General features: G+C 38.8%; 19 protein-coding genes. 9 read left to right on the forward strand and 10 right to left on the reverse strand.

From position 1 onward, the window contains the following. The first annotated feature begins 189 nt into the window (after nt 1–189). Entirely contained in the window at nt 190–1,092 is a 903-nt protein-coding gene (locus Q0948_RS04145; RefSeq protein WP_298348945.1) for a NifU family protein, read from the forward strand. A 77-nt stretch (nt 1,093–1,169) separates the two neighbouring features. On the opposite strand, the gene Q0948_RS04150 is transcribed toward Q0948_RS04145, so the two are convergent. The 4 genes from Q0948_RS04150 to Q0948_RS04165 all read right to left on the reverse strand — a co-directional run bounded on the left by Q0948_RS04150 (nt 1,170) and on the right by Q0948_RS04165 (nt 4,373). Further along, nucleotides 1,170–2,348, reverse strand: coding sequence for an acyl-CoA dehydrogenase family protein (locus tag Q0948_RS04150; protein WP_038597551.1), 1,179 nt, complete (start codon nt 2,346–2,348; stop codon nt 1,170–1,172). Nucleotides 2,349–2,406: 58 nt separating this feature from the next. Further along, nucleotides 2,407–3,225 (reverse strand): methyltransferase, encoded by an 819-nt coding sequence (locus Q0948_RS04155; protein ID WP_298348955.1) that lies wholly within the window; start codon nt 3,223–3,225, stop codon nt 2,407–2,409. Then, complete coding sequence (rimM, locus tag Q0948_RS04160) at nt 3,225–3,749, reverse strand: ribosome maturation factor RimM (RefSeq protein ID WP_298348959.1); 525 nt, start codon at nt 3,747–3,749, stop codon at nt 3,225–3,227. The genes Q0948_RS04155 and rimM overlap by 1 nt, the downstream gene beginning before the upstream one ends. A gap of 105 nt (nt 3,750–3,854) precedes the next feature. Beyond that, entirely contained in the window at nt 3,855–4,373 is a 519-nt protein-coding gene (locus Q0948_RS04165; protein WP_298348962.1) for a 30S ribosomal protein S16, read from the reverse strand. A 131-nt stretch (nt 4,374–4,504) separates the two neighbouring features. Here Q0948_RS04165 and Q0948_RS04170 point away from each other — a divergent pair, with 131 nt between their 5' ends. The 3 genes from Q0948_RS04170 (at nt 4,505) to dnaE (ending at nt 10,572) form a co-directional block, all read left to right on the forward strand. Further along, the gene (locus Q0948_RS04170; RefSeq protein ID WP_298348965.1) at nt 4,505–5,317 is read left to right on the forward strand and encodes a DUF6252 family protein; all 813 of its coding nucleotides are present in this window, start codon (nt 4,505–4,507) and stop codon (nt 5,315–5,317) included. Nucleotides 5,318–5,533: 216 nt separating this feature from the next. Then, nucleotides 5,534–5,980 carry a PA2169 family four-helix-bundle protein gene (locus tag Q0948_RS04175; protein WP_298348968.1) on the forward strand — a complete coding sequence of 149 codons (447 nt, stop codon included), beginning with the start codon at nt 5,534–5,536 and terminating at the stop codon, nt 5,978–5,980. Nucleotides 5,981–6,180: 200 nt separating this feature from the next. Next, nucleotides 6,181–10,572, forward strand: a complete 4,392-nt coding sequence (dnaE, locus tag Q0948_RS04180; protein WP_298348971.1) for a DNA polymerase III subunit alpha — start codon at nt 6,181–6,183, stop codon at nt 10,570–10,572. On the opposite strand, the gene Q0948_RS04185 is transcribed toward dnaE, so the two are convergent. Then, nucleotides 10,573–10,971 carry a hypothetical protein gene (locus Q0948_RS04185; RefSeq protein ID WP_298348974.1) on the reverse strand — a complete coding sequence of 133 codons (399 nt, stop codon included), beginning with the start codon at nt 10,969–10,971 and terminating at the stop codon, nt 10,573–10,575. Between the two features lie 245 nt (nt 10,972–11,216). On the opposite strand from Q0948_RS04185, the gene Q0948_RS04190 reads away from it, so the two are divergent. The 3 genes from Q0948_RS04190 to Q0948_RS04200 are packed head-to-tail and all read left to right on the forward strand — an operon-like array spanning nt 11,217 to nt 14,008. After that, nucleotides 11,217–11,375, forward strand: a complete 159-nt coding sequence (locus tag Q0948_RS04190; RefSeq protein WP_298348977.1) for a hypothetical protein — start codon at nt 11,217–11,219, stop codon at nt 11,373–11,375. Between the two features lie 45 nt (nt 11,376–11,420). Continuing rightward, entirely contained in the window at nt 11,421–13,331 is a 1,911-nt protein-coding gene (locus Q0948_RS04195) for a tetratricopeptide repeat-containing sensor histidine kinase (RefSeq protein WP_298348979.1), read from the forward strand. A gap of 11 nt (nt 13,332–13,342) precedes the next feature. Further along, a complete protein-coding gene (locus tag Q0948_RS04200) occupies nt 13,343–14,008 on the forward strand; it encodes a DNA-binding response regulator (RefSeq protein WP_298348982.1) in 666 nt (221 codons plus the stop codon). Between the two features lie 402 nt (nt 14,009–14,410). Here the strand turns inward: Q0948_RS04200 and odhB are convergent, their stop codons facing one another. Then, nucleotides 14,411–15,661 (reverse strand): 2-oxoglutarate dehydrogenase complex dihydrolipoyllysine-residue succinyltransferase, encoded by a 1,251-nt coding sequence (odhB, locus tag Q0948_RS04205; RefSeq protein ID WP_035334745.1) that lies wholly within the window; start codon nt 15,659–15,661, stop codon nt 14,411–14,413. Nucleotides 15,662–15,730: 69 nt separating this feature from the next. After that, nucleotides 15,731–18,478, reverse strand: coding sequence for a 2-oxoglutarate dehydrogenase E1 component (locus Q0948_RS04210; protein ID WP_298348988.1), 2,748 nt, complete (start codon nt 18,476–18,478; stop codon nt 15,731–15,733). Between the two features lie 111 nt (nt 18,479–18,589). Between Q0948_RS04210 and Q0948_RS04215 the strand changes: the two genes are divergently transcribed. Further along, nucleotides 18,590–19,129: a hypothetical protein gene (locus Q0948_RS04215; protein ID WP_035334746.1), complete on the forward strand. Its 540-nt coding sequence runs from the start codon at nt 18,590–18,592 to the stop codon at nt 19,127–19,129. 60 nt (nt 19,130–19,189) lie between these two features. Continuing rightward, nucleotides 19,190–20,041 (forward strand): hypothetical protein, encoded by an 852-nt coding sequence (locus tag Q0948_RS04220; protein ID WP_298348993.1) that lies wholly within the window; start codon nt 19,190–19,192, stop codon nt 20,039–20,041. A gap of 6 nt (nt 20,042–20,047) precedes the next feature. On the opposite strand, the gene Q0948_RS04225 is transcribed toward Q0948_RS04220, so the two are convergent. The 3 genes from Q0948_RS04225 to Q0948_RS04235 are packed head-to-tail and all read right to left on the reverse strand — an operon-like array spanning nt 20,048 to nt 23,048. After that, complete coding sequence (locus tag Q0948_RS04225; RefSeq protein ID WP_298348995.1) at nt 20,048–20,338, reverse strand: YciI-like protein; 291 nt, start codon at nt 20,336–20,338, stop codon at nt 20,048–20,050. Further along, nucleotides 20,339–22,462, reverse strand: coding sequence for a methylmalonyl-CoA mutase (gene scpA, locus Q0948_RS04230; protein ID WP_298348997.1), 2,124 nt, complete (start codon nt 22,460–22,462; stop codon nt 20,339–20,341). It lies immediately after the preceding gene. Further along, nucleotides 22,455–23,048, reverse strand: a complete 594-nt coding sequence (locus Q0948_RS04235) for a hypothetical protein (protein ID WP_298349000.1) — start codon at nt 23,046–23,048, stop codon at nt 22,455–22,457. The genes scpA and Q0948_RS04235 overlap by 8 nt, the downstream gene beginning before the upstream one ends.

Genomic DNA, 23,048 nt, shown 5'->3' on the forward strand with positions numbered 1-23,048 from the left:
ACTTTTTACAATACATATCCTTAAATATGAAGTGAACTCATATCGGGAGATACTATTACAGCAGCATATTTACCAAAATATAACACTAGTAGTATTAAATTTAATAACATCGTCCCTAGTACTCATTCATATACTATTCTATAACATTTTAAAGCTCATCTTCCCTACCTTTGCAAAAAAAAATCACCTATGGCAACATATAATATATCTGTAGAAGGAACATCAAATCCTGCAATCAAAAAATTTCAAGCAGATCAATTTCTTGTTAATCACAATAGCTACGAATTTAAAAATATAGATGAGGCTGCAAACTCTCCACTTGCACAGCAACTGTTTTACTTACCATTTGTAAAAACAGTTTACATCGCACAAAACTTTGTCGCGATAGAAAAATATAATATCGTAGAGTGGATAGATGTGCAGCAAGAAGTTGCAAACCAAGTAGAAGATTATCTTAATGATAACGGACTTGTAATTATAGAAGATGTTGCTGCCAAAAAAATACCAGTAACAGTATATGCAGAGTCTACGCCTAACCCGTCTACTATTAAGTTTGTAGCAAATAAAAAGCTGGTAACAACCTCTTTTGAGTTTAAAAGTATTGATGATACTGCAAATGCTCCTATGGCAAAGGCTTTATTTCATCTTCCTTATGTAAAGGAAGTTTTCTTTGATGAAAACTACATATCTGTTCAAAAGTATGATGTTGCAGAGTGGGATGAAGTTGTAACTGAAACTAGAGAGTTTATACGTGACTACATTCAAGATGGAAAAGAAATTGTAACAGCGGCTCAACTTAAAACGCCACAGCAAGCAGAAGCGATTGCCGAAGAAAAGTTTGAGAGCCTCGATGATATATCAAAGGAAATAGTAAACATAATTGAAGAGTATGTAAAACCAGCAGTTGCAAGTGACGGTGGAAATATCATGTTCAAGGGATATGATCCAAAAACACAAAATGTTTCTGTAATTCTTCAAGGAGCTTGTAGTGGTTGTCCTTCTAGTACGTTTACACTTAAAAACGGAATAGAAAATATGCTTAAGCAAATGCTACCAGGTAAGATTAATATGGTAGAAGCTATTAACGGCTAGATTTATAATCTCACAAAATTAAAAAAGCCTCATTACACAAAAATGTAATGAGGCTTTTTCTGTTAGAGTAACGCTTACTATTTAAAAGCATTCTCTCCTGTAATATCAAGACCTGTTATAAGCAAGTGTATGTCGTGGGTGCCTTCATAAGTGATTACACTCTCTAGGTTCATCATATGGCGCATAATACTATACTCTCCTGTAATACCCATACCACCTAGCATCTGGCGTGCCTCACGAGCAATTTTTATAGCCATCTCAACATTATTACGCTTTGCCATAGATATTTGTGCAGACGTAGCTCTATCTTCATTTTTGAGCTGTCCTAATCTAAAAGCTAGTAATTGTGCTTTTGTAATCTCTGTAATCATTTCTGCCAGCTTCTTCTGCTGCAATTGGAATGCGGCAATAGGCTTCCCAAACTGGATACGCTCTTTTGCATAACGCAATGCAGTATCATAACAGTCCATTGCGGCTCCTATCGCTCCCCAAGCAATACCAAAACGTGCCGAATCAAGACAACCTAATGGCGCTCCTAATCCAGATTTATTTGGTAATAAATTTTCTTTAGGCACTTTTACATCTTGAAAGATAAGCTCACCGGTAGCACTTGCTCTAAGTGACCATTTATTGTGAGTCTCTGGAGTAGAAAATCCTTCCATTCCTCTTTCTACTATAAGACCGTGTATACGTCCTTCTTCATTTTTTGCCCACACTACAGCCACATCACAAAATGGGCTATTTGAGATCCAAAGTTTTGCCCCGTTTAAAAGATAATGGTCCCCCATATCTTTAAAGTTTGTAACCATCCCACTAGGATTAGACCCGTGATCTGGTTCTGTAAGTCCAAAAGATCCCATAAACTCACCAGAGGCTAGTTTTGGTAAAAACTTGTTACGTTGCTCTTCAGAGCCATATTTCCATATAGGATACATCACTAGTGAAGATTGTACAGAGGCAGTAGATCGCACGCCAGAGTCACCACGCTCTATCTCTTGCATTATAAGTCCGTAAGAAATTTGATCTAAGCCAGCTCCGCCATATTGCTCAGGAATATATGGTCCAAAAGCACCTATTTCTGCTAGGCCTGGAATGATAGATTTTGGAAACTTTGCATCTTGCGCTGCTTGTTCTATTATAGGTGATACGTCACGCTTTACCCAAGCGCGGGCAGCATCACGTATTAATTTATGTTCTTCGGTAAGAAGGTCGTCTAGATTATAATAATCTGGAGCCTCAAAAAGATCTGGTTTCATAGCTTAGTTTTTTGCATCGTAAAAGTAGCGAAAACGTTTTCAATGCCCAAAACCCAGCTTACATTTTGATATAGAAGTCTTTAACTAGTGATACATATGCATCCGTATAGTCGTGACGTGACTTTTCGATAATAAGCGTTGTTATCTCTGCGGGACTTTGCGGGGTTACGCTTTCGCGAAAGCGGTCTTCTCCATCTACCACTTGTTCATCTTGAAAAGCAACTGAGAAAGACATAAGACTACGCTTTACTGGTGCGTCTGGGGTTCCTTTTACTCTGGTAATTCTTGTAGGCACAAGTTGTGCTCTAGAACATAGCAAAATAAAATCATCTTCACGCTCATAAGGGATTATCACGTTAAATGTACCTTCTGGCGAAAGCAGCTTTGCCACCGCTCCCACGAGTAATTCAAAAGGCATCGCAGACTCAAACCTTGCTTGCTCTCTTGCATCTTGGGCTGCACCATCATTTTGCGACTTTTCTTTTAATGCGTCTTGTGAGGCTTGTGTGAGATCTTCTGTATAAAATGGCGGGTTACAAACTATAAGGTCATACTCATCATCTACCTCTGCCGCAAACTCGTATAAATGTGCGTGGTAACAGAACAGACGATCGCCCCAGTCACTGTTTTCAAAATTTTCGGTAGCCTGCTCATAGGCATTATCATCTAGCTCAACGGCATCTATGGTTTGTGCATCGCAGCGCTGTGCAAGCATAAGTGCAATCACACCTGTGCCTGTCCCTATATCAAGTATGCTATCTGGGTAAGCCTCTGTAGACGTCCAAGCTCCTAGCAAGACACCATCTGTGCCTATTTTCATCGCACAGCGATCTTGAGCGATGGTAAACTGTTTGAATTTAAAGGGTTTTGATGACATTATATGTATAAATCTATCAAGCCTTCAGGTAGTTCAAAATGCATTTGTTTATTCTCGCGGTCTACCTTTTTGATAAAGTCATCTACCATAGGGATGAGTACTTGGGAGCCATCACGGTCTATCTCAAAAATAGCCTGAGTGTTACTGTCATTTACATAAGTGATGACACCTATCTCACCAAAAGCTTTGTCTACCGCAGTAAAGCCTACTACCTCGTGGAAGTAAAATTGATCTCCCTTTAACTCTGGCAATAGGTCTAGTGGAAGGTATAAACCAGCTCCTATCATATCATCTGCATCTTCTTCTGTATCTATATCTTCAAATTTTACACGGAGCAGTGTAGACTTGTGTAATTGTGAAGACTCGATAAAATAAGGCACAAGACTAGGCCCGAAATCGATAAAGACAGAGTCCATATCTACATACTGTTCTGGCTCGTCTGTATCTAGTTTTGCGAGTAGTTCTCCTTTAAAACTGTACTTACGTACTATTTTACCTAGGTAAAAACATTCTTCCTTTTTCATAGGTTGTAAAAATACAATGATATCTTATAAAATAAGAAAACGTCCTAATAATTACATTAGGACGTTTCTGTTACATTTATAAAGCCCGTGGGCTTATAATGCTGTTTACTCTTCAGAGTCTGAAGCTGCTGCTTCACCCTCTGCACCAGGAGCATCCTCAGCATCTGCAACCACTTCTGGTTGTGCTGCTGCGATACGAGCCTCGTTTACAGCTTTCTCAGCTGCAAGAGCGTCTGCTTTTGCTTTTTCTTCTGCTTTAGAAAGGTCACCTTTCTTAGCTGCTACTTTAGAAGCTTTTTCTTCTAACCAAGCGTTGAATTTTTCTTCTGCTTGCTCTTCAGTAAGCGCTCCTTTACGTACACCACCTGCAAGGTGATTTTTGAGCATTGCTCCTTTGTACGATAAAAGACGTTTTGCCGTCTCAGTAGGCTGCGCTCCGTTTTGTAACCAAGTTACAGCTCCATCTACATCTAGATCAATCTGTGCTGGGTTACTGTTAGGATTGTAAGTACCTATTTTTTCTAAGTATTTACCATCTCTCTTTGCGCGTGCATCTGCTGCTACGATCCAGTAAAAAGGTTTTCCTTTTTTACCGTGTCTTTGTAATCTAATTTTAACTGACATAAAAGTTAATTTGTGGGGTACCCGACCCCTGTTTTTATTTAAGTCTGCAAATATACTACAATTTTTGATCCATTCGACACGTTATGTCTTTAATATAGAGTACTTTTGCAAAATATTTAAGACACCCCTCAATGAAAGTATTATTCCTTACATTAATAAGTGTAATGCTCTTTACTTCTTGTAGTACAATAGAAGACAATAGTCCGGCTTTACAAGGAATTAAAGACAGCTTACTCTTTAGAGCAAATGACTCGAGAGCCATTTTTAATACAGACGGAAGCCTTGTTGTCACTGGAGAGCGCGGCCTTGAAGCCGTTAATCTTCTTGTTAACAACCAGAGCCAGAGCCCCGTTACCCTAGGCGGATCAAACAACACAAATATAGCTGTATACACGGATGAGAATGGTGTAGAATACAGCACACTTAACCCTCTTTCTCGAGGAAATTTTGTTTATTCTCTTAACGGTGATACTAGTCTTTCTGGCGAGTTTAGCTTTACTGCATATACAGAATCACTTCAAGACTCCGTTTTCTTTTACAGAGGTATTGCATATCAAGTTCCTATATTAAGTCCTTTAATGGAGGAACCAGAAATTATTATACTTTCTGACAGCTTTACAGCAAAGGTCAACACAATTACTTTTGTTCCTACTATAATAAATAGTTCTGTATCTGGTAATCTTATAACCGTAGTAGGACAGACCTCTACCACCTCTCTTGCTTTAAACTTTCCGCTCAATACAATGCCAGGTAACTACTTATTAGGTACAAATCCAGATCTTTCGGCTGGTTATACGGTTCCCAATGGAGTGTCTAATGCTACATCTGGAGAACTTACCATCATTACAAATGATGCGGCAAATGAGCTTATTGTAGGTACCTTTTCTTTTCAAACAGATGATGGGTTTGACGTAACAGAAGGTGCATTTACTATAAATTATTAGGTATTATTACGCTTTCGCGAAAGCGTAACCACCCACAATACAAGCACTCCACAAGGGGTGCTTTTTCTTTTATGTTAAGTAATTTAAGACACTTAACACAGATTTACGTTAATAAGCGCCAAAACTAGCGCTATGAGGTTAAAGGTGGTTAAACCCTTAACCCAGAGCCCTGTATCCCTGTACCTTTACATCATTACTAACAACAAAAAATATATTATGAGCTATACAGAAGAAGTAGGAAATAAGTTAAATAATTTATTAACCAAGTCATATGATGCAGAAGCTGGCTACAAGAAAGCGGCAGAAAAAGTAAGCAACACAGGACTAAAAAACTTTTTTAACAACCGTGCTCAAGATCGATATAACTTTGGACACGAGATTAAAGAAGAAGTACGCAGTTTTGGACAAGAAGTAGATAAAGGAACAAGCTTCACTGCAGACGCGCACAGAGCGTGGATGGATATTAAAGCAGCCTTCACTACAGATAATGATGAGGCAGTACTAGAAGAAGCAATAAGAGGAGAAAAAGCCTCTGTAGAAACATATAATGAAGTGCTAGCAGAGACTACATTACCAAGTTCTACAAGAACAATTTTAGAACAACAACGCAACAGCATACAGAATGCTCTTAATGAGGTAAAAACTCTAGAGGAGTGGGCATAATAAGCACACTATAAAAAATTGAATTTGAAAAAGAAGGGAAATCCCAGCCACTAGGCTGGGATTTTTTTGCTTCAATTTCTGATGGTCAATGTCTTATCTCAACTTAAAAAATTGTGCATAAATCATCAAAATTTGACATCAATTAAGCACACATTAAAGAGTAAAATTCTGTACATTTCTTATCCACATTTTTTACGCCTATGTACCTCATTTTTGACACCGAAACTACGGGACTTCCAAAAAACTGGAACGCTCCTATTACAGACTCAGACAACTGGCCACGCTGTATACAGATAGCCTGGCAGCTGCACGATGAGATGGGACAAGTTATAGAGCATCAAGATTATCTAGTAAAGCCAGAAGGCTTTGACATTCCCTATGATGCAGAGCGTATACACGGGATATCAACAGCCCTGGCAGAAAAAGACGGAGTCGCACTCTCTGAGGTTCTTGAGAAGTTTAATATTGCATTATCTCAGGCAAAATATGTGGTGGGTCAAAACGTAGGTTTTGACACAAATATTATGGGTGCAGAGTTTCACAGACTCAACATTGGCAACGACCTGCAAGAGCTGCCCGTACTAGATACGTGTACAGAAAAAACGGCAACCCTTTGCCAGTTACCTGGAGGACGAGGTGGAAAATTTAAACTACCTACACTTACAGAGTTGCACAAACATCTTTTTGGTGAAGGTTTTGGAGAAGCTCACAATGCTACGGCAGATGTTGAGGCGACTACGCGTTGCTTTTTAGAACTTATACGCCAGCGTGTATACACAAAAGAGGAGCTAGATGTACAGCCAGACTATTTTGATAGGTTCTCTCAAGCAAACCCGCAACCCATTGAGTTTATAGGACTCAAACACATCAATCTCAAAAAAGCCTCTGAGCGTATTGCTAAAAAACTAGCTGCACAAAATGAAGCCCCAGAAATATCACAAACAGAACTAGAAGATAATGCTGCAAAGCTATCTGAGGTAAAGTTTGCTCATCTACATAATCACTCACAGTTTTCTATACTGCAGTCTACTGCTAGTGTACAAGACATTGTAAAGGCTGCTGCAGCTCAAAAAATGCCTGCAGTCGCTATGACAGATATGGGTAATATGATGGGAGCTTTTCACTTTACAAAAGCGGTAAAGTCACATAACGCAGGCGTAAAAAAAGCAAATGCCGCAGCCGTAGAGGCGGGAGAAGAACCGGAGAGAGTACCTCTTAAAGCCATTATTGGTTGTGAGTTTAACGTATGTGTAGACCACAAAAACAAAAGCCAGAAAGATAATGGGTACCAAATAGTGATCCTCGCCAAAAATAAAAATGGATATCAAAACCTCTGTAAAATGGCGTCTATTGCCTACACAGATGGTTTTTATTATGTACCTCGTATAGATCGTAATGTGATAATGCAATATCACGATGATCTTATTGTACTCACAGGTAACCTATATGGAGAGGTGCCTAGCAAAATACTTAACGTAGGCGAAAAACAAGCCGAGGAAGCGCTCGTTTGGTGGAAAGAACAGTTTGGTAATGATCTTTATGTTGAGTTAATGCGTCACGGGCAAGAAGATGAGGATAGAGTGATGCCTGTTTTACTCTCGCTTTCGCGAAAGCATAACATAAAAACTGTCGCATCAAACAATACTTTTTACATCGAAAAATCTGATGCAGATGCACACGACGTATTACTTTGTGTAAAAGATGGAGAAAAAGTGGCAACGCCAAAGGGTCGTGGTCGTGGCTATCGTTATGGCCTTCCTAATGATGAGTACTACTTTAAAAGTGGAGAGGAAATGAAAACCCTCTTTGCAGATGTGCCAGAAGCTATTTTAAATGTACAAGAGGTTGTTGATAAAATTGAACCTTATGAACTTGCGAGAGACGTACTGCTTCCAGCTTTTGACATACCTCAAGAATTTGTATCTCCAGAAGATGCCATAGATGGTGGAAAACGTGGTGAAAATGCTTTTTTAAGACATCTGGTTTATGAAGGTGCAAAAAAGCGTTATGGTGAAGAACTCTCAGAAGAAGTTACAGAACGTTTAGATTTTGAGCTTGACGTTATAGAAAAAACAGGATACCCGGGTTACTTCTTGATTGTAGAAGATTTTATACGCGAGGCTCGTAATATGGATGTATCTGTAGGACCTGGTCGTGGATCTGCCGCGGGATCTGTTGCAGCATACTGTTTATGGATTACAAACATAGACCCGATGAAGTACGACCTACTTTTTGAGCGTTTCTTAAATCCGGATCGTGTGAGTATGCCCGATATTGATATTGATTTTGATGATGAAGGACGTGGACGTGTAATGCAATATGTAATAGATAAGTATGGAGCAAATCAAGTTGCACAAATTATTACATACGGTACAATGGCCGCAAAGTCTTCTATACGAGATACCTCTAGAGCACTAGATCTATCACTAGGAGATGCAGACCGTATTGCAAAGCTCATACCTACTATGAGTAAGCTGCGTAAGATATTTGGAAAAACAGATGCAGAGCTACGCAGCGCCTTTAGATCTGATGATCTTCCAAAAGTGCAGGAGCTTATTAATATAGAAACACAAGACAACCTGGAAGGGCAAATGCTCAGACAAGCACGCCAACTAGAGGGTTCTGTACGTAACACGGGGATACACGCCTGTGGAGTGATTATCACACCAGATGATATCACAAATTTTGTACCTGTTGCACTAGCAAAAGACTCAGATCTCTATGTAACACAGTTTGACAACTCTGTAGTAGAAGAAGCTGGATTACTTAAGATGGATTTCTTGGGTCTGAAGACCCTTACTCTTATAAAGGACACTGTTAAGCTAGTAAAGTATCGCCACAATGTAGATCTGGATCCAGAGAACTTCCCTCTAGATGATGAAAAGACATATGAACTCTTCCAGCGTGGTGACACGATAGGGATTTTTCAATATGAATCACCTGGTATGCAAAAGCATATGCAATCTCTTAAACCTACCGTTTTTGAAGATCTTATTGCAATGAATGCGCTGTATCGCCCGGGGCCAATGGAGTACATCCCCTCTTTTGTAAGAAGGAAGCACGGAGAAGAAGATATTGAGTATGACTTACCAGCAATGGAAGAGTACTTAAAAGAAACCTATGGTATTACTGTATACCAAGAGCAAGTAATGCTTCTATCTCAAAAACTTGCCGACTTTACAAAAGGTGAGGCAGATGTACTGCGTAAGGCGATGGGTAAAAAGCAAATTGCCGTTCTTGACAAAATGAAGCCTAAGTTTATAGAACAGGCATCTGCAAAAGGACACGATCCAGAAAAGCTGGAAAAAATATGGAAAGACTGGGAAGCATTTGCTGCATATGCCTTTAATAAATCTCACTCTACCTGCTACGCTTGGATTGCCTATCAAACAGCATATTTAAAGGCACACTACCCTGCAGAGTATCTTGCCGCTGTACTTTCTAACAATATGAATGACATAAAGCAAGTAACATTCTTTATGGAAGAAGCAAAACGTATGGGACTAGAAGTACTAGGCCCAGATGTAAATGAATCTTTTAGAAAATTTACAGTAAATGATAATGGCGCTGTACGTTTTGGTATGGGTGCTGTAAAAGGTGTAGGTACGGGAGCAGTTGCCACTATTGTAGAAAATAGAAAAGAAGGAAAATATAAATCTGTTTTTGACTTTGCTCGTCGTGTAGATTTACGTGCTGCAAATAAGAAAGCTTTTGAAAGTCTTGCTCTAGCCGGCGGCTTTGATGAACTAGATGGCGACACGCACAGAGCACAATTCTTTAATGATAATGGTGATGGGATTACCTTTTTAGAAAAAGCAGTAAAGTATGGTGCACGCTATCAAGAAAATGAAAATAGCTCTCAAGTAAGCCTTTTTGGAGAAGCAAGTGAGGTGCAAATACCAGAACCAGAAGTTCCGCCGTGTGAAGAATGGGGCACAATGGAGAAGCTCAAACGTGAGAAAGAAGTTGTAGGTGTATACATCTCTGGTCACCCACTAGATGATTTTAAAACCGAGATGGAGACCTTTTGCAACGCTACCGTTGCTCATTTTAACCAGATGGAGGCTTTTGTAAATAGAGAACTCACCTTTGGTGGAGTAATTACAGATGTACAACATCGTGTATCAAAAAATGGCAAAGGTTGGGCAGCTTTTACGGTAGAGGACTTTACAGACACCTTTGAGTTTAGAATGTTTGGGGAAGAGTATCTCAAGATGAGACACTTTTTAATACCTAATAGTTTTATACACGCTAAGGTCTTTATAAAAGATGGTTTTACTAATAGAGAGACTGGAAGAAAGAGTGATCCTCGCACCCAGTTTAATAGCATACAGCAACTGCAAGATGTTATGGAAAATAATGCTAAAAAGCTCACCATAAACATCGACATAAATGAGATAGCCGAAGCTAGAGTAGCAGAGATTAAGGAAATTTTAGATCAACACATAGGTAGTGCAAAACTGCACTTTCAAGTGTTTGAACCTCAGGAAAAAATCTATGTAAAAATGCCTAGCAAAAAGACTAAAATAAGAATATGCCAGGAGCTACTAGACTCTCTAGATGAAAATAAAGTACATTATAAGTTAAACTAGTTATGCCACATTACGAGGTGTCACTAGCTCTCTACGAATAAGTATAGTCACTTCTTCTTTATAACTCTCTGTTTGTAACGTATAGGTAAATGCCTGTGGGTTCTCATCATTTCTCACACCTTGCATACTCGCTTGGTGCAAAAGATAAGTGGCATAATTTGGATAACCTAGATACTTACAGAGCATCTCAATCATCTTTGCATTTGGCGATAGCTCTTCATTATCTCCATCTTCTATGTAATTATTGTAATAATTAAGAAGTGTTCTTCTTGAGATTTGATAATTACACTCACACCAGAGACTAATTGCTAGGTGGTCTGCCCATTGTGTTTTTGTGTTTCCGGGGGTTTCTGTTTGCGCTTTCGCGAAAGCGGACAAAACAATTTTTCTAAACATCATAATGGTAATTTTTATTTCTAAATCATTCCTATATATTTTTCTATTAGGGATTGGAAAGGATTTTCCATCGGTTTTCCATCTAGCACTCTTGATAAGCTAGATATTTACGTATGTAAAAGATAATCAGCACACAAAGAACGATAAATAGCATTAGGTTTCATAAAGGAAATCCGTAAAAGGCTACATATTTCTTTGTTAAATAAGATTTTTCTTACGTAAAATAATAACCCTGAAACATTAAAATTATGAAAACAACAATTTACATCTTAGCATTTTTATTTATGGGAGTAACCTTTACTGCTTGCACTCCAGATACCGTGACCGAAGAAAGTGATCGCATAGAAAGTACTTGGGGAGAGGATGATAACAATGGAGAAGAAAAGGAAGATGAAGAGGGTAATTAGACCTTTTGCATCTTAATATTTTTCACTAATTCGTATATTAGAGGGATGAAACAGTTTGTTCTGTCATCCCTTTTTTTACTGTATAGTTTTACGGTTTACAGCACCCTCCCACCTCAGAAATATAAGGCTGAGGATAGTTTACTGTACTACAAAAAGTTAAGCCGTAAAAAAAAAGAATCTTACAAAGATAGACTGGCAGCAAATGATAAAGCAATTTACTGGTCAAGACAAGTGTCTGACTCTGTATACCTTGAACAACTAATCTATAGGTGTGATTTGTATTATTATGATAAGCAATACGATCAAGCAATTGCCCAGACTAAAACAGTATTAGACGAAGCAACTAAACTAAAAAACAAGCGATTTATCGCTCAATCTTATGATAATCAAGGAGATATTTATAAGAAAAAGCAGAACACCTCTGAGGCTTTTACAAACTATGTACACGCCATAGAACTCTTTACTGAGTTAAAGGATAGTATACAGATAATAAAAATTTCAAAAAAAGCGAGCTACATACAAACCAGTCTTGGCGATATAGATGGGGCAGAATATACTATTGTAAATGCTCTTGACTATAGTAACACATTAAAGGACCCCTCAGAAATCTCTTGGTTCTATGATATTTTGGGTAGGGTTTATAGGGAGCGTGGCTTATGGAAAGAGGCTATACGGTACCATCGCAAAGCATTACAACTAGCTAACGCTTCAAGTAGTAAAGCCTCACTCATTAATAATTATGCTATCACGCTACTTAAATCTGGTGATAATAATGGCGCCATACAACAACTAGAGGTAGGTCTTGCCTATAAAGATAGCCTGTCACTTAAAACATTATATAGACTCAAAGATAATTATGGCTTTGCAAAATCACGTGCTGGACACAAAGACGCCATACCCTTACTAGAAGAAGCTTTAGACTTGAGAAGTGATATAAATGACATACCTGGAGAATATGCGAGTCATATACACCTTGCAGAGGCTTATATGGCATTAGAAAACACTAAAAAGACTGCATATCACGCACAACAAGCTTATAACATATCTTCTAAAGCTAAGAATACTGAGGCTGTTATAAAAGCGCTCGATTATTTGATCCCAGTAACTAAAGAGTCTAATGTCCTTTTTGAAGAATACACCTCCTTGTCAGACTCTCTAACTAAAGCTCAAAACAAAGCTAAGTTTGACTTTGCAAAGCTGCGCTATGATGTAGAAAAGGCAGAAGAACGAGAAAATATCGCCTTACAAAAAATTACAGCCTCACAGCTTCGGGAAGACATAGCAATTAGAAAAAGAAACTGGGCTCTAGCAGGTATAGGAGCTCTTTTAATCATAGGTGTTGTTTTTATATTGTACCAGCGTGAGAAATCAAAAAAACAGCGTTTACTAGATCGCTATGAAACAGAAAAACGCCTTGCCAAAAAACTACACGACGAGCTGGCAAACGAGATTTACTTAGTTATGAATGAGGTTGAAAATGAAGTACATTCTCCAGCTGTAGCAGATAGACTTGAGGACATTTATAAGTTAAGTAGAGACCTCTCTAGAGAGACAAAACCTATACAAACAGATGAGAACTTCCCGACAGAACTTGCAATGAACTTACAAACCTATACCTCATCAGAACGCAAACTTATATTAAGAGGTCTGGAATCTATAAACTGGAGTGTTATTAATCCCGAAGTAAAAATTGAGATTTACCGAGTACTACAAGAGTTAATGACTAATATGAGAAAGCACAGTAAGGCTTCTCTTGTAGCGCTAGTTTTTAAGAGTGTAGATAAACTTTTAGAAATTAACTACAGTGACAATGGTAAAGGAGTATCACTATCAAGAGATAGTCGCGGTAGCGGTTTATTAAATACGCAAACCCGTCTCAAGTCTCTAGGAGGAGAAATAAAATTTGACTCTGCGGTAGATGAAGGTTTTAGAGCAGAATTATCAATCCCTATTTAATTTACAGTACAATGTTTAAAAAAATTCTAGCGGCCGAGGATATAGACAACATAAAACTAGGTGTCTCTTCTATTCTTAAACAGCTCAAAATACCAGAAGTCGTACACGTGGAGTACTGTGATGAAGCTTTTTTAGAGTTTAAAATGGCCATACAAGACAACGCTCCCTTTGACCTTTTAATTACAGACCTCTCCTTTAAAGAATCTCATCGCAAAGAACGTCTTACCTCTGGAGAACACCTTTTTAAAGCATTAAAAGAGGTAGACCCGTCTATTAAGGTAATCGTCTACTCTATGGAGGATCATCCACAACGTTTTGACAGCCTCTGGAAGTCTGGCTTGCTAGATGGTTATGTTTGTAAAGATAGACGAGGACTAGAAAATCTTAAAGAAGCCATAGAGCAGGTCGCAAAAGGTGAGAAATACATCTCTCAACACCTTGCAGATAATGTGAAACAAAAAAACCTGGTAGAACTCAATAACTACGATATTGAGCTATTAAGTCTTCTCGCAGATGGGGCTACACAAGACGAAATACAACATCACTTTAAGTCTAAAAATATGAAACCTTACAGCCGCAGTAGTATCGAGAAGCGACTGCGTGAGTTGCGCACTGAGTTTGGTGCAAAAACTACCATACACCTCATACGTTTGCTAGCAGACTTGCGCCTGATTTAAAAAAAGTTTGAAAAAAATCATAAAAAAACGCTCAAATAAAGGAAATCCGTAAAATTTTACCTTAATACCATCTTATCTTTGGTACTCCCCCATAGCTTTTTTCATAAGAGGGTTATTATTCAAGATTTTGATGATATTTGAAAACAAGCTATTTAAAACTCTCATTTCTCATAATGAGAGTTTTTATCTTTATGATTACGCAAACCTAAGCTTTCCCCCAACTGAAAAGCACTCATTAAATTTTTTTTAATGAGTGTTTTTTTTTGCACAACTATGGAACTCATCTAAAAAGACTTACATACTTTGATTATTAATACTATGGAGACCGCTTTCGCGAAAGCGTAAAAAAGAAAAGCCAACTTATTACAAGTTGGCTTTCATATATTATTATATCCTAATGATTTACATCTCTAGGGCTTTCTTGATATCTCCATCCATTAGAATGTTAATAGGATCTTCTAGTGCTTCTTTTACTGCCACTAAGAATCCTACAGACTCTTTACCATCGATAATTCTGTGATCATAAGATAATGCTACAAACATTATAGGTGCGATTACAATCTCACCATCTTTTACGATAGGGCGCTCTACGATATTGTGCATTCCTAAGATACCAGATTGAGGTGGGTTTATGATAGGTGTAGATAACATAGATCCAAATACACCTCCATTTGAGATTGTAAAGGTTCCTCCTGTCATCTCATCTACAGTAATTTTACCATCTCTAGCTCTTATTGCAAGACGTTTTACCTCGCTCTCAACCCCTCTAAAAGAAAGGTTTTCTGCATTTCTAATAACTGGCACCATAAGTCCTTTAGGACCTGATACAGCAATTGAGATATCTTTATAATCAAAAGTAAGCATCTCCTTACCATCTATCATACTGTTTACAGCAGGATACATCTCAAGAGCTCTTACTACTGCTAGTGTAAAGAAAGACATAAAACCTAGACCTACACCGTGCTTTGCCTTAAAGTCCTCTTTGTATTGCTTACGCAAGTCAAATATAGGCTGCATATTTACCTCGTTAAAGGTAGTAAGCATTGCTGTTGTGTTTTTTGCTTCTACTAGACGCTCTGCAACTTTACGACGTAACATAGATAACTTAGTACGTGAGTCACCTCTAGAACCTGGTCCTGGAGTTCCCATAGAAGGTGTTGCTTTTACAGCATCTTCTTTAGTCACGCGACCAGCTCTACCTGTACCCGTAACTTGGCTAGCAGTCATTCCTTTTTCATCAAGAATTTTTCTTGCTGCTGGGCTTGGAGTTCCAGATGCGTATGTTTTTTCAGTTTCGGCTGGAGCTTTTTCTCCCGTGTTAGGAGTTGCTGCCTGCTCTTTTTTAAGGTTTTCTTCTACTTTACCGTCTCCACCACCTTCATCTCCACCTTCATAGGTGTCTGTAGCTGGCGCCTCTGCAGCAGTATCAATAAGGCACACAACTGCACCTACCTCAACAGCATCACCTTCTTCTGCTTTAAGTGTAATGACTCCACTCATCTCTGCTGGAAGCTCGAGCGTTGCTTTATCACTGTCTACCTCGGCAATGGCCTGGTCTTTTTCTACATAATCGCCGTCTTCAACGAGCCATTGTGCGATTTCAACTTCTGTGATGGATTCTCCCGGTGAAGGGACTTTCATTTCTAAAACCATAATGTTTCTGGTTACGCCAGTGTTACTCAACTTACTTAGATGAAGGACGCTGGCGGCTATTAATTGTTACTATTTTACAGGCGCTTCAAAAACGCTATCTATTACTTTTTTGTGTCTTGCTTTTGATCTTGTACTACTTCCCGCAGCTGGAGATGCATACACACGTCGCGATGCTACTCTAAGTTTTACTTGATCAAAATTCATAAGCATATAACCCCAAGCTCCCATATTTCTAGGCTCTTCTTGTGCCCAGACATAATCTGTTACATTAGGATAACTTGCAATAATATCTTCTAACTGCTTTTGTGGCAGCGGGAATAATTGCTCTATACGTACAAGGGCTACATCATCACGGCCATTTTCCTTACGGCGCTCTAAAAGGTCATAATAAAATTTACCTGTACAGAATACAAGTGATGTAACTTTCTTCTTATCTACCTCAGTGTCATCAAGAACTTCTTGAAAAGAACCTGTGGTAAGCTCCTCTTTAGTACTCACTACAAGAGGGTGCCTTAATAATGATTTAGGTGTAAAAACTACAAGCGGCTTTCTAAAATTCCACTTCATCTGGCGACGTAGTAGGTGAAAGAAGTTTGCTGGCGTCGTTACATCTGCCATTATGAGGTTATCTGTAGCACAAAGCTGTAGGTAACGTTCCATACGTGCACTAGAGTGCTCAGAACCTTGACCTTCATACCCGTGAGGTAATAACATTACGAGTCCGTTTTGTGTTTTCCACTTAGATTCTGCAGCGCTTATGTATTGATCTAACATTATCTGTGCACCATTTGAAAAATCTCCAAATTGAGCCTCCCAGATAGTAAGTGTCTTAGGAGCAGCCATCGCATACCCGTAGTCAAAACCTACGACTCCATACTCAGAAAGTAGTGAGTTATAGATATCCATCTTACCAGCTACATCTAGACGATTGTGTAGATTAATCTCTTCTACATCATCTTCTGTTTTGATAATGGCGTGACGGTGAGAGAATGTTCCTCTCTCTACATCTTGTCCAGATATACGTACATTAAATCCTTCTTCCATAAGAGAACCGTAAGCAAGAAGCTCACCCATTCCCCAGTCTAATTGATTCTTTTCTGTATACTGCTTATTTCTATCGGCAACAATACGCTGTATCTTGCGTATGAACTTTTTATCTTCTGGTAACTTAGTAATACCATCTGCTATAACATCTAGCTTACTTATATCATAGGTAGTATCTACAGGAGTAAGAATATCTTCTCTACTTCCTATCTCATACCCTTCCCAGTCATCTGCAAGAATCTCAGTAATTACCGTTTTATCTCTCTTACGAGATTCTTCAAGATCTTCTTCAAGATCATCTTTATATTCTTTTTCGAGCTGCTTTACGTATCCCTTTTCTATAATTCCTTCCTTAAGAAGTCTTTCTGCATAGATATCACGTGGGTTTGCGTGTTTTGAGATTGCTTTATATAATAAAGGCTGTGTAAATCTAGGCTCATCACCTTCATTATGTCCATACTTTCTATAACCTAGTATGTCTATAAATACATCACGGCCAAATTGCATTCTAAAATCAAGTGCAAAGGCAAAAGCGTGACATACAGACTCTACATCATCTGCATTTACGTGTAGCACTGGAGACAAGGTAACCTTACCTATATCTGTACTATAGGTTGATGATCTCGCATCGAGATAGTTTGTAGTAAAACCTACTTGGTTATTTGCTACGATATGTATCGTACCACCCGTGCGATATCCTTCTAACTGTGCCATTTGCACAATTTCATATACAATACCTTGACCAGCTACGGCAGCATCTCCGTGTATAGCAATAGGAAGGATTTTCTTCTCATCTCCTCCTAACTGATTATCAATTTTTGCACGAGACATCCCCTCTATCACTGCCCCTACAGTCTCGAGGTGCGATGGGTTAGGTGCTAGGTCCATACGTATTTTGTGTCCCTTATCGCTTTCGCGAAAGCTAGTCCACCCCATATGGTATTTTACATCTCCATCAAAAAGCTCATCCTCGTCATACTCTTTCCCATCAAACTCAGAAAAAATTGCCTCTGGTGATTTTCCGAAGATATTTGCTAGTACATTAAGACGACCACGGTGTGCCATCCCTACTACAAATTGTTCAACACCTTTATCAGACCCTCTCTCGATAAGCGTATCAAGACCCGGAATCATAGCGTCAAGTCCTTCTACAGAAAAACGTTTTTGCCCTACATACTTAGAGTGCAAGAAACCTTCAAAAGAAGCTGTTTGATTTAATTTTTTGAGAATATGCCTTTTTTCCTCTTTTGAGAAAGAAGGATGGTTATCATTTTTATTGAGCCAGTTCTGTATCCAAGCAATCTCTTCTGGATTACGAATGTACATATACTCAATACCTATGTGGTCACAATATATGGCCTCAAGGTGATTTACAATCTCTTGTAACGTCTTCTTACCAATACCTAAAATTGAACCAGCTTCAAACTCTGTACTAAGATCAGACTTAGAGAGCCCAAAGTTTTCAATCTCTAGTGTAGGTGCATATTTACGACGTGCGCGTACAGGGTTAGTCTTTGTAAAGAGGTGACCTCTGTTACGGTATCCGTCTATTAATTTTACTATTTGAAATTCTTTTTGAATTCCTTCAGGAATAACCACAGTCTCTCCCCCTACATCACCAGTAACCTCTTCTGCACTTTCAAGTCCAAAATCAAAACCTTGAAAAAAAGCGCGCCAGCTAGCTTCTACACTATCTGGGTTAAGTAAATATTGATCGTAAAGCTCAGCAAAGTAAGCGGTATGTGCGGCATTCAGAAATGAAAATCTATCCATTTGATATTTAAGTTCTGCGTCTTGCGACTTTAGAAAAGCAAAAATACGATAATTAACATTTTTGGACATATAATACCTATATTTATAACAGAGAATTAAGACACTACAGCTATGAAATGCAATTTTTTAGGGATTATACTACTTACAGGCCTCTTTTTCACAATGACAACAACAACTCAAGCGCAAGAGATTGCTACAAAACCTAAAAGTGAGTTTTGGAGCAAGGTGCGTTTTGGTGGTGGATTAGGCTTAAATTTTGGCCGAAACAATACTAACATCACGGTTGCACCAAGTGCTTTGTATCAACCTAATCAATATGTCGCATTTGGTCCAGGGCTTAATTACACTTATCAAAAATTTGGAGATTTTAAAACAACTCTTGTAGGGGCAAGTGCTATTGTCATTTCAAATCCGCTTGATTTCTTACAGCTCTCTGGAGAGTTTGAGCAACTTCGCGTTTTTCAATCGGTTTCTGGACTACCAGACATTCCAAACTCTTGGAATACTGCACTCTTTCTGGGCGCGGGATACCGTCTCAACGTAGGAGGAAATAGCCTAGGCGCAATCGGGATACGTTACAATGTACTCTTTGACGATAATGATTCTGTTTATGCAGATGCGTGGCAGCCTTTTGTGAGGGTTTATTTTTAAAGAAACATTTATAACAAGTGGTTTTTGTTAAGTTTGCTAGACATCTAATCAAGCTCTACAATGACACAAAAACTTCGCTATCTACTTATATTAGTAGCATTATGCACTCTTAATTCTTGTGGTTTCTCATCAGAAACAAAAAGTCCAATTATAGAACTAAGTGACGCAAATGAACCTTTTGTGGGAAAAATTGTTCTTGAAAATATTGAGGGTAATACTAAAACCGAAGTTACTTTTCATATAGATGTAAATAGTATACGTAGAGAGCAAACTCATCAAGGAGGTGAAGGCCTTCTAGGCGATAAAGCTGGTATAATTGTAAACTATGACAAGGACCAAGTTATCTTATACAACACATCTGGAGGAGCAAAATGGACAGAATATACCATAGAAGAGTATAAAAACACACTCGCCAAAGACACCTTTCCATACGCATCTATTGTAACGCCGTGTGATTACACTTATAGTTTCTTAAACGATTATACTGCTATAGTGGCAAAAGAAAATGCTCTAGAGATTGAATCTCTCCAACTCGATTATAAACTCTATAGCAATCTTAGCTTACGTCAAGAAAATTTTGACACCGATGAGATTAAAGTAAAGCGAGAAATGATAGCACTCGTCTTTCCAAATATGCCAAAAGATGTACATTTTCCATTACTTTTTAAAATCTCAAAAAACACAGGAGATAACAACTTAAAAAACGAAACTAATCTATCAGAAAAGGGATGGAAAGACAAGATAACTCAAGTGCTTAATGAACTAAACACCACAGAAAACAAAGTAAAAAGTATCCAACGTGGTGAGGTACACCCTTCCTTATTTGAGTTTAAAGAGGAAGATTTTATCAAAACGCGTCCAGAGTACTTTTTCAACTCCTACAATAATGGAAGCTCTTGGGGTGATGATTAATAAAGATTACACCTCCAGCATACTTCCTAAAACCACATTCCACTCTTTGATTTCCCAAGAAGAAACAATACCGTTTTTCACATAAGGGTCTTGTGCCGCAAATGTCTCAACTTGCGATTTGTCTTTTACTTGAAAGATTAACACACCTGTTTCACCAGGATCTTCTGTAGCACCACCTAGTAGAAGACTGCCCGCAGCTACAGCTGCTTTTGCAACCTCAAAATGATCTTTGCGGTAGGGCGTTCTTTTCTCTAAATAATTTTCTATAAAAGTATATGTAAGGATATAATATTTCATCTAGTCCATCATAATCTCTAGAAGACCTATCGCCGCCTCACTTATTTTTGTTCCAGGCCCAAAAACTGCTGCGGCTCCAGCCTCAAATAAAAATTCATAATCTTGCTGTGGAATCACTCCTCCTACAATCACCATAATATCTGGTCTTCCTAACGACTTTAGTTCTTCAATTACTTGAGGAACTAATGTTTTGTGACCAGCAGCAAGTGATGAGACTCCTAGTATGTGCACATCATTTTCTACTGCTTGTTTTGCTGCCTCTTTAGGTGTTTGAAATAGCGGCCCTATGTCCACATCAAAACCTATATCTGCGTAGCCAGTTGCTACTACTTTGGCGCCACGGTCGTGACCGTCTTGCCCCATTTTGGCAATCATAATTCTAGGACGACGCCCGTCTTGCGTTGCAAATTGGTTTGCGAGTTGTTGCGCTTTCGCGAAAGCGGAATCTTCTTTCATCTCTTTGCTATATACACCACTAAAGGATTGTATCTGCGCTTTGTGACGCCCATAAACCTCCTCTAGTGCATCTGAAATTTCTCCTAGGGTTGCTCTTTCTCTAGCTGCTGTAACCGCAAGTGATAATAAATTACCATTGCCCTCTCTAGCTGCGTTTGTAAGCGCCTCTAAAGCTTGAGAAACTTTAGCCGAGTCTCTGTCATTTTTGATTTGATCCAGACGCTTAAGCTGGCCATCACGCACCTTTGTATTATCTACATCAAGTATATCTAGGTGCTCATCTTCTGTAGGTCTGTATTTATTAACTCCTACTATAATATCTTGACCACTATCTATGCGGGCTTGCTTTCTAGCAGCTGCCTCTTCAATACGCAATTTAGGAATACCAGCTTCTATAGCTTTAGTCATTCCGCCTAGCTCCTCTACTTCTTGAATGAGCTCCCAGGCTTTATGAGCAATATCATTTGTGAGAGACTCTACATAATAACTACCCGCCCACGGGTCTACGGTTTTTGTAATATGTGTTTCTTGCTGTAAGAAAATTTGTGTGTTACGAGCAATACGAGCAGAAAAATCTGTAGGCAAGGCAATGGCCTCATCTAGTGCGTTTGTGTGCAAACTCTGCGTCCCTCCAAAAGCCGCTGCTGCAGCCTCAATAGTTGTGCGAGCAACGTTATTAAATGGATCTTGCTCTGTAAGACTCCAGCCACTAGTCTGACAGTGCGTTCTCAAGGCAAGAGACTTAGGGTTTTTAGGGTTAAATTGTTTTACAATTTTTGCCCAAAGCATACGTGCCGCACGCATTTTGGCAACTTCCATAAAATGATTCATCCCTATTGCCCAAAAGAAAGATAATCTTGGCGCAAAGCTGTCTATATCCATCCCGGCAGCAAGCCCAGTTTTTATATACTCCAACCCATCTGCTAGGGTGTATGCGAGTTCTATATCACAAGTTGCTCCGGCTTCTTGCATATGATATCCAGAGATTGAGATACTGTTAAATTTAGGCATCTCCTTTGCTGTATATTCAAAGATATCTGAGATAATTCTCATAGATGGTGTAGGAGGATATATGTACGTGTTACGCACCATAAATTCCTTAAGAATATCATTTTGGATTGTACCCGAAAGTAGTGCCGTATCTACTCCTTGCTCTTGTGCTGCGACTATATAAAATGCCATAATAGGCAATACAGCACCATTCATAGTCATAGAGACAGACATCTTATCTAGCGGTATCTGGTCAAAAAGGATTTTCATATCCTCTACCGAGTCTATCGCCACACCTGCCTTACCTACATCTCCTACTACGCGCTCGTGATCACTATCATAACCACGGTGTGTTGCGAGATCAAAAGCTACCGAGAGTCCCTTTTGGCCTGCAGCAAGGTTTCTACGATAGAATGCATTACTATCCTCTGCAGTTGAGAAACCTGCATACTGGCGTATCGTCCAAGGTCTTCTTACGTACATTGTGCTGTAAGGCCCGCGTAAGTTAGGCGCCATACCGGCCACAAAATCTAAGTGCTCTAGATCTCTAACGTCTTCTGGAGTATAGGTCGATTTTACATCTATCTTTTCGGCAGTGGTTTTTAAAACCACATCTTGTTGAGAACTACTTCTTACTTGAGCCCCAAGGGTGATATGTTGTACGTCTCTTCTACTCATTACTTTCTTGCGCTACTTGCGCTACTGGCGCAAGATGTTGATAAAATGCATCTAGTGCCACATAGAGCGAAGTGACTCTTTGATCTTTTGCTTGTCTCCCAAAATTACGCATACGTGAGTTAAACAATTTTGGGTTCATAGTATTAGTCTCTACAAGGGCATTTATAGTGGTAGACAGATCTTTATCTTCCATATTATTTATAACACACTGCACTGCAGGATGCTTATAGTTAAGATTACTAGTGCCTCCATCTTCAAGCAAAATATTGCGAGCCAGTAATTCTTTATAAATAGTAATCGAGTGACTTGTTGCAACTCTGTCAAACTCTGCTGTACCCGTAAAACCTACATACAAGTAGCGACCGTAAGCGCTATTTAAAATTTTTGCCTCTGGATCATATGCCTCTGTAATATCTTGTTCAAATTGATATAACGCCTCGTTAAGCAACGCGCTATCTTCATCACCACAGGTAGTTATACTTTCTTTTTCTGAATGTTGTAGTGCAAATTCTTTCTTGTTGTCACAAGACATTAAGCTTACAGACAAAAGGAGAATCACTACTACTAGTTGATTTATTTTTATCAT

This window comes from uncultured Dokdonia sp., assembly GCF_947496725.1.
GTDB lineage: Bacteria > Bacteroidota > Bacteroidia > Flavobacteriales > Flavobacteriaceae > Dokdonia.

What these genes read in the sequence shown, in the direction of transcription:
- Q0948_RS04145 (WP_298348945.1), top strand. Translation starts at nt 190, where the DNA reads ATGGCAACATATAATATATCTGTAGAAGGAACATCAAATCCTGCAATC.
- Q0948_RS04150 (WP_038597551.1), bottom strand. Translation starts at nt 2,348, where the DNA reads ATGAAACCAGATCTTTTTGAGGCTCCAGATTATTATAATCTAGACGAC.
- Q0948_RS04155 (WP_298348955.1), bottom strand. Translation starts at nt 3,225, where the DNA reads ATGTCATCAAAACCCTTTAAATTCAAACAGTTTACCATCGCTCAAGAT.
- rimM (WP_298348959.1), bottom strand. Translation starts at nt 3,749, where the DNA reads ATGAAAAAGGAAGAATGTTTTTACCTAGGTAAAATAGTACGTAAGTAC.
- Q0948_RS04165 (WP_298348962.1), bottom strand. Translation starts at nt 4,373, where the DNA reads ATGTCAGTTAAAATTAGATTACAAAGACACGGTAAAAAAGGAAAACCT.
- Q0948_RS04170 (WP_298348965.1), top strand. Translation starts at nt 4,505, where the DNA reads ATGAAAGTATTATTCCTTACATTAATAAGTGTAATGCTCTTTACTTCT.
- Q0948_RS04175 (WP_298348968.1), top strand. Translation starts at nt 5,534, where the DNA reads ATGAGCTATACAGAAGAAGTAGGAAATAAGTTAAATAATTTATTAACC.
- dnaE (WP_298348971.1), top strand. Translation starts at nt 6,181, where the DNA reads ATGTACCTCATTTTTGACACCGAAACTACGGGACTTCCAAAAAACTGG.
- Q0948_RS04185 (WP_298348974.1), bottom strand. Translation starts at nt 10,971, where the DNA reads ATGATGTTTAGAAAAATTGTTTTGTCCGCTTTCGCGAAAGCGCAAACA.
- Q0948_RS04190 (WP_298348977.1), top strand. Translation starts at nt 11,217, where the DNA reads ATGAAAACAACAATTTACATCTTAGCATTTTTATTTATGGGAGTAACC.
- Q0948_RS04195 (WP_298348979.1), top strand. Translation starts at nt 11,421, where the DNA reads ATGAAACAGTTTGTTCTGTCATCCCTTTTTTTACTGTATAGTTTTACG.
- Q0948_RS04200 (WP_298348982.1), top strand. Translation starts at nt 13,343, where the DNA reads ATGTTTAAAAAAATTCTAGCGGCCGAGGATATAGACAACATAAAACTA.
- odhB (WP_035334745.1), bottom strand. Translation starts at nt 15,661, where the DNA reads ATGGTTTTAGAAATGAAAGTCCCTTCACCGGGAGAATCCATCACAGAA.
- Q0948_RS04210 (WP_298348988.1), bottom strand. Translation starts at nt 18,478, where the DNA reads ATGGATAGATTTTCATTTCTGAATGCCGCACATACCGCTTACTTTGCT.
- Q0948_RS04215 (WP_035334746.1), top strand. Translation starts at nt 18,590, where the DNA reads ATGAAATGCAATTTTTTAGGGATTATACTACTTACAGGCCTCTTTTTC.
- Q0948_RS04220 (WP_298348993.1), top strand. Translation starts at nt 19,190, where the DNA reads ATGACACAAAAACTTCGCTATCTACTTATATTAGTAGCATTATGCACT.
- Q0948_RS04225 (WP_298348995.1), bottom strand. Translation starts at nt 20,338, where the DNA reads ATGAAATATTATATCCTTACATATACTTTTATAGAAAATTATTTAGAG.
- scpA (WP_298348997.1), bottom strand. Translation starts at nt 22,462, where the DNA reads ATGAGTAGAAGAGACGTACAACATATCACCCTTGGGGCTCAAGTAAGA.
- Q0948_RS04235 (WP_298349000.1), bottom strand. Translation starts at nt 23,048, where the DNA reads ATGATAAAAATAAATCAACTAGTAGTAGTGATTCTCCTTTTGTCTGTA.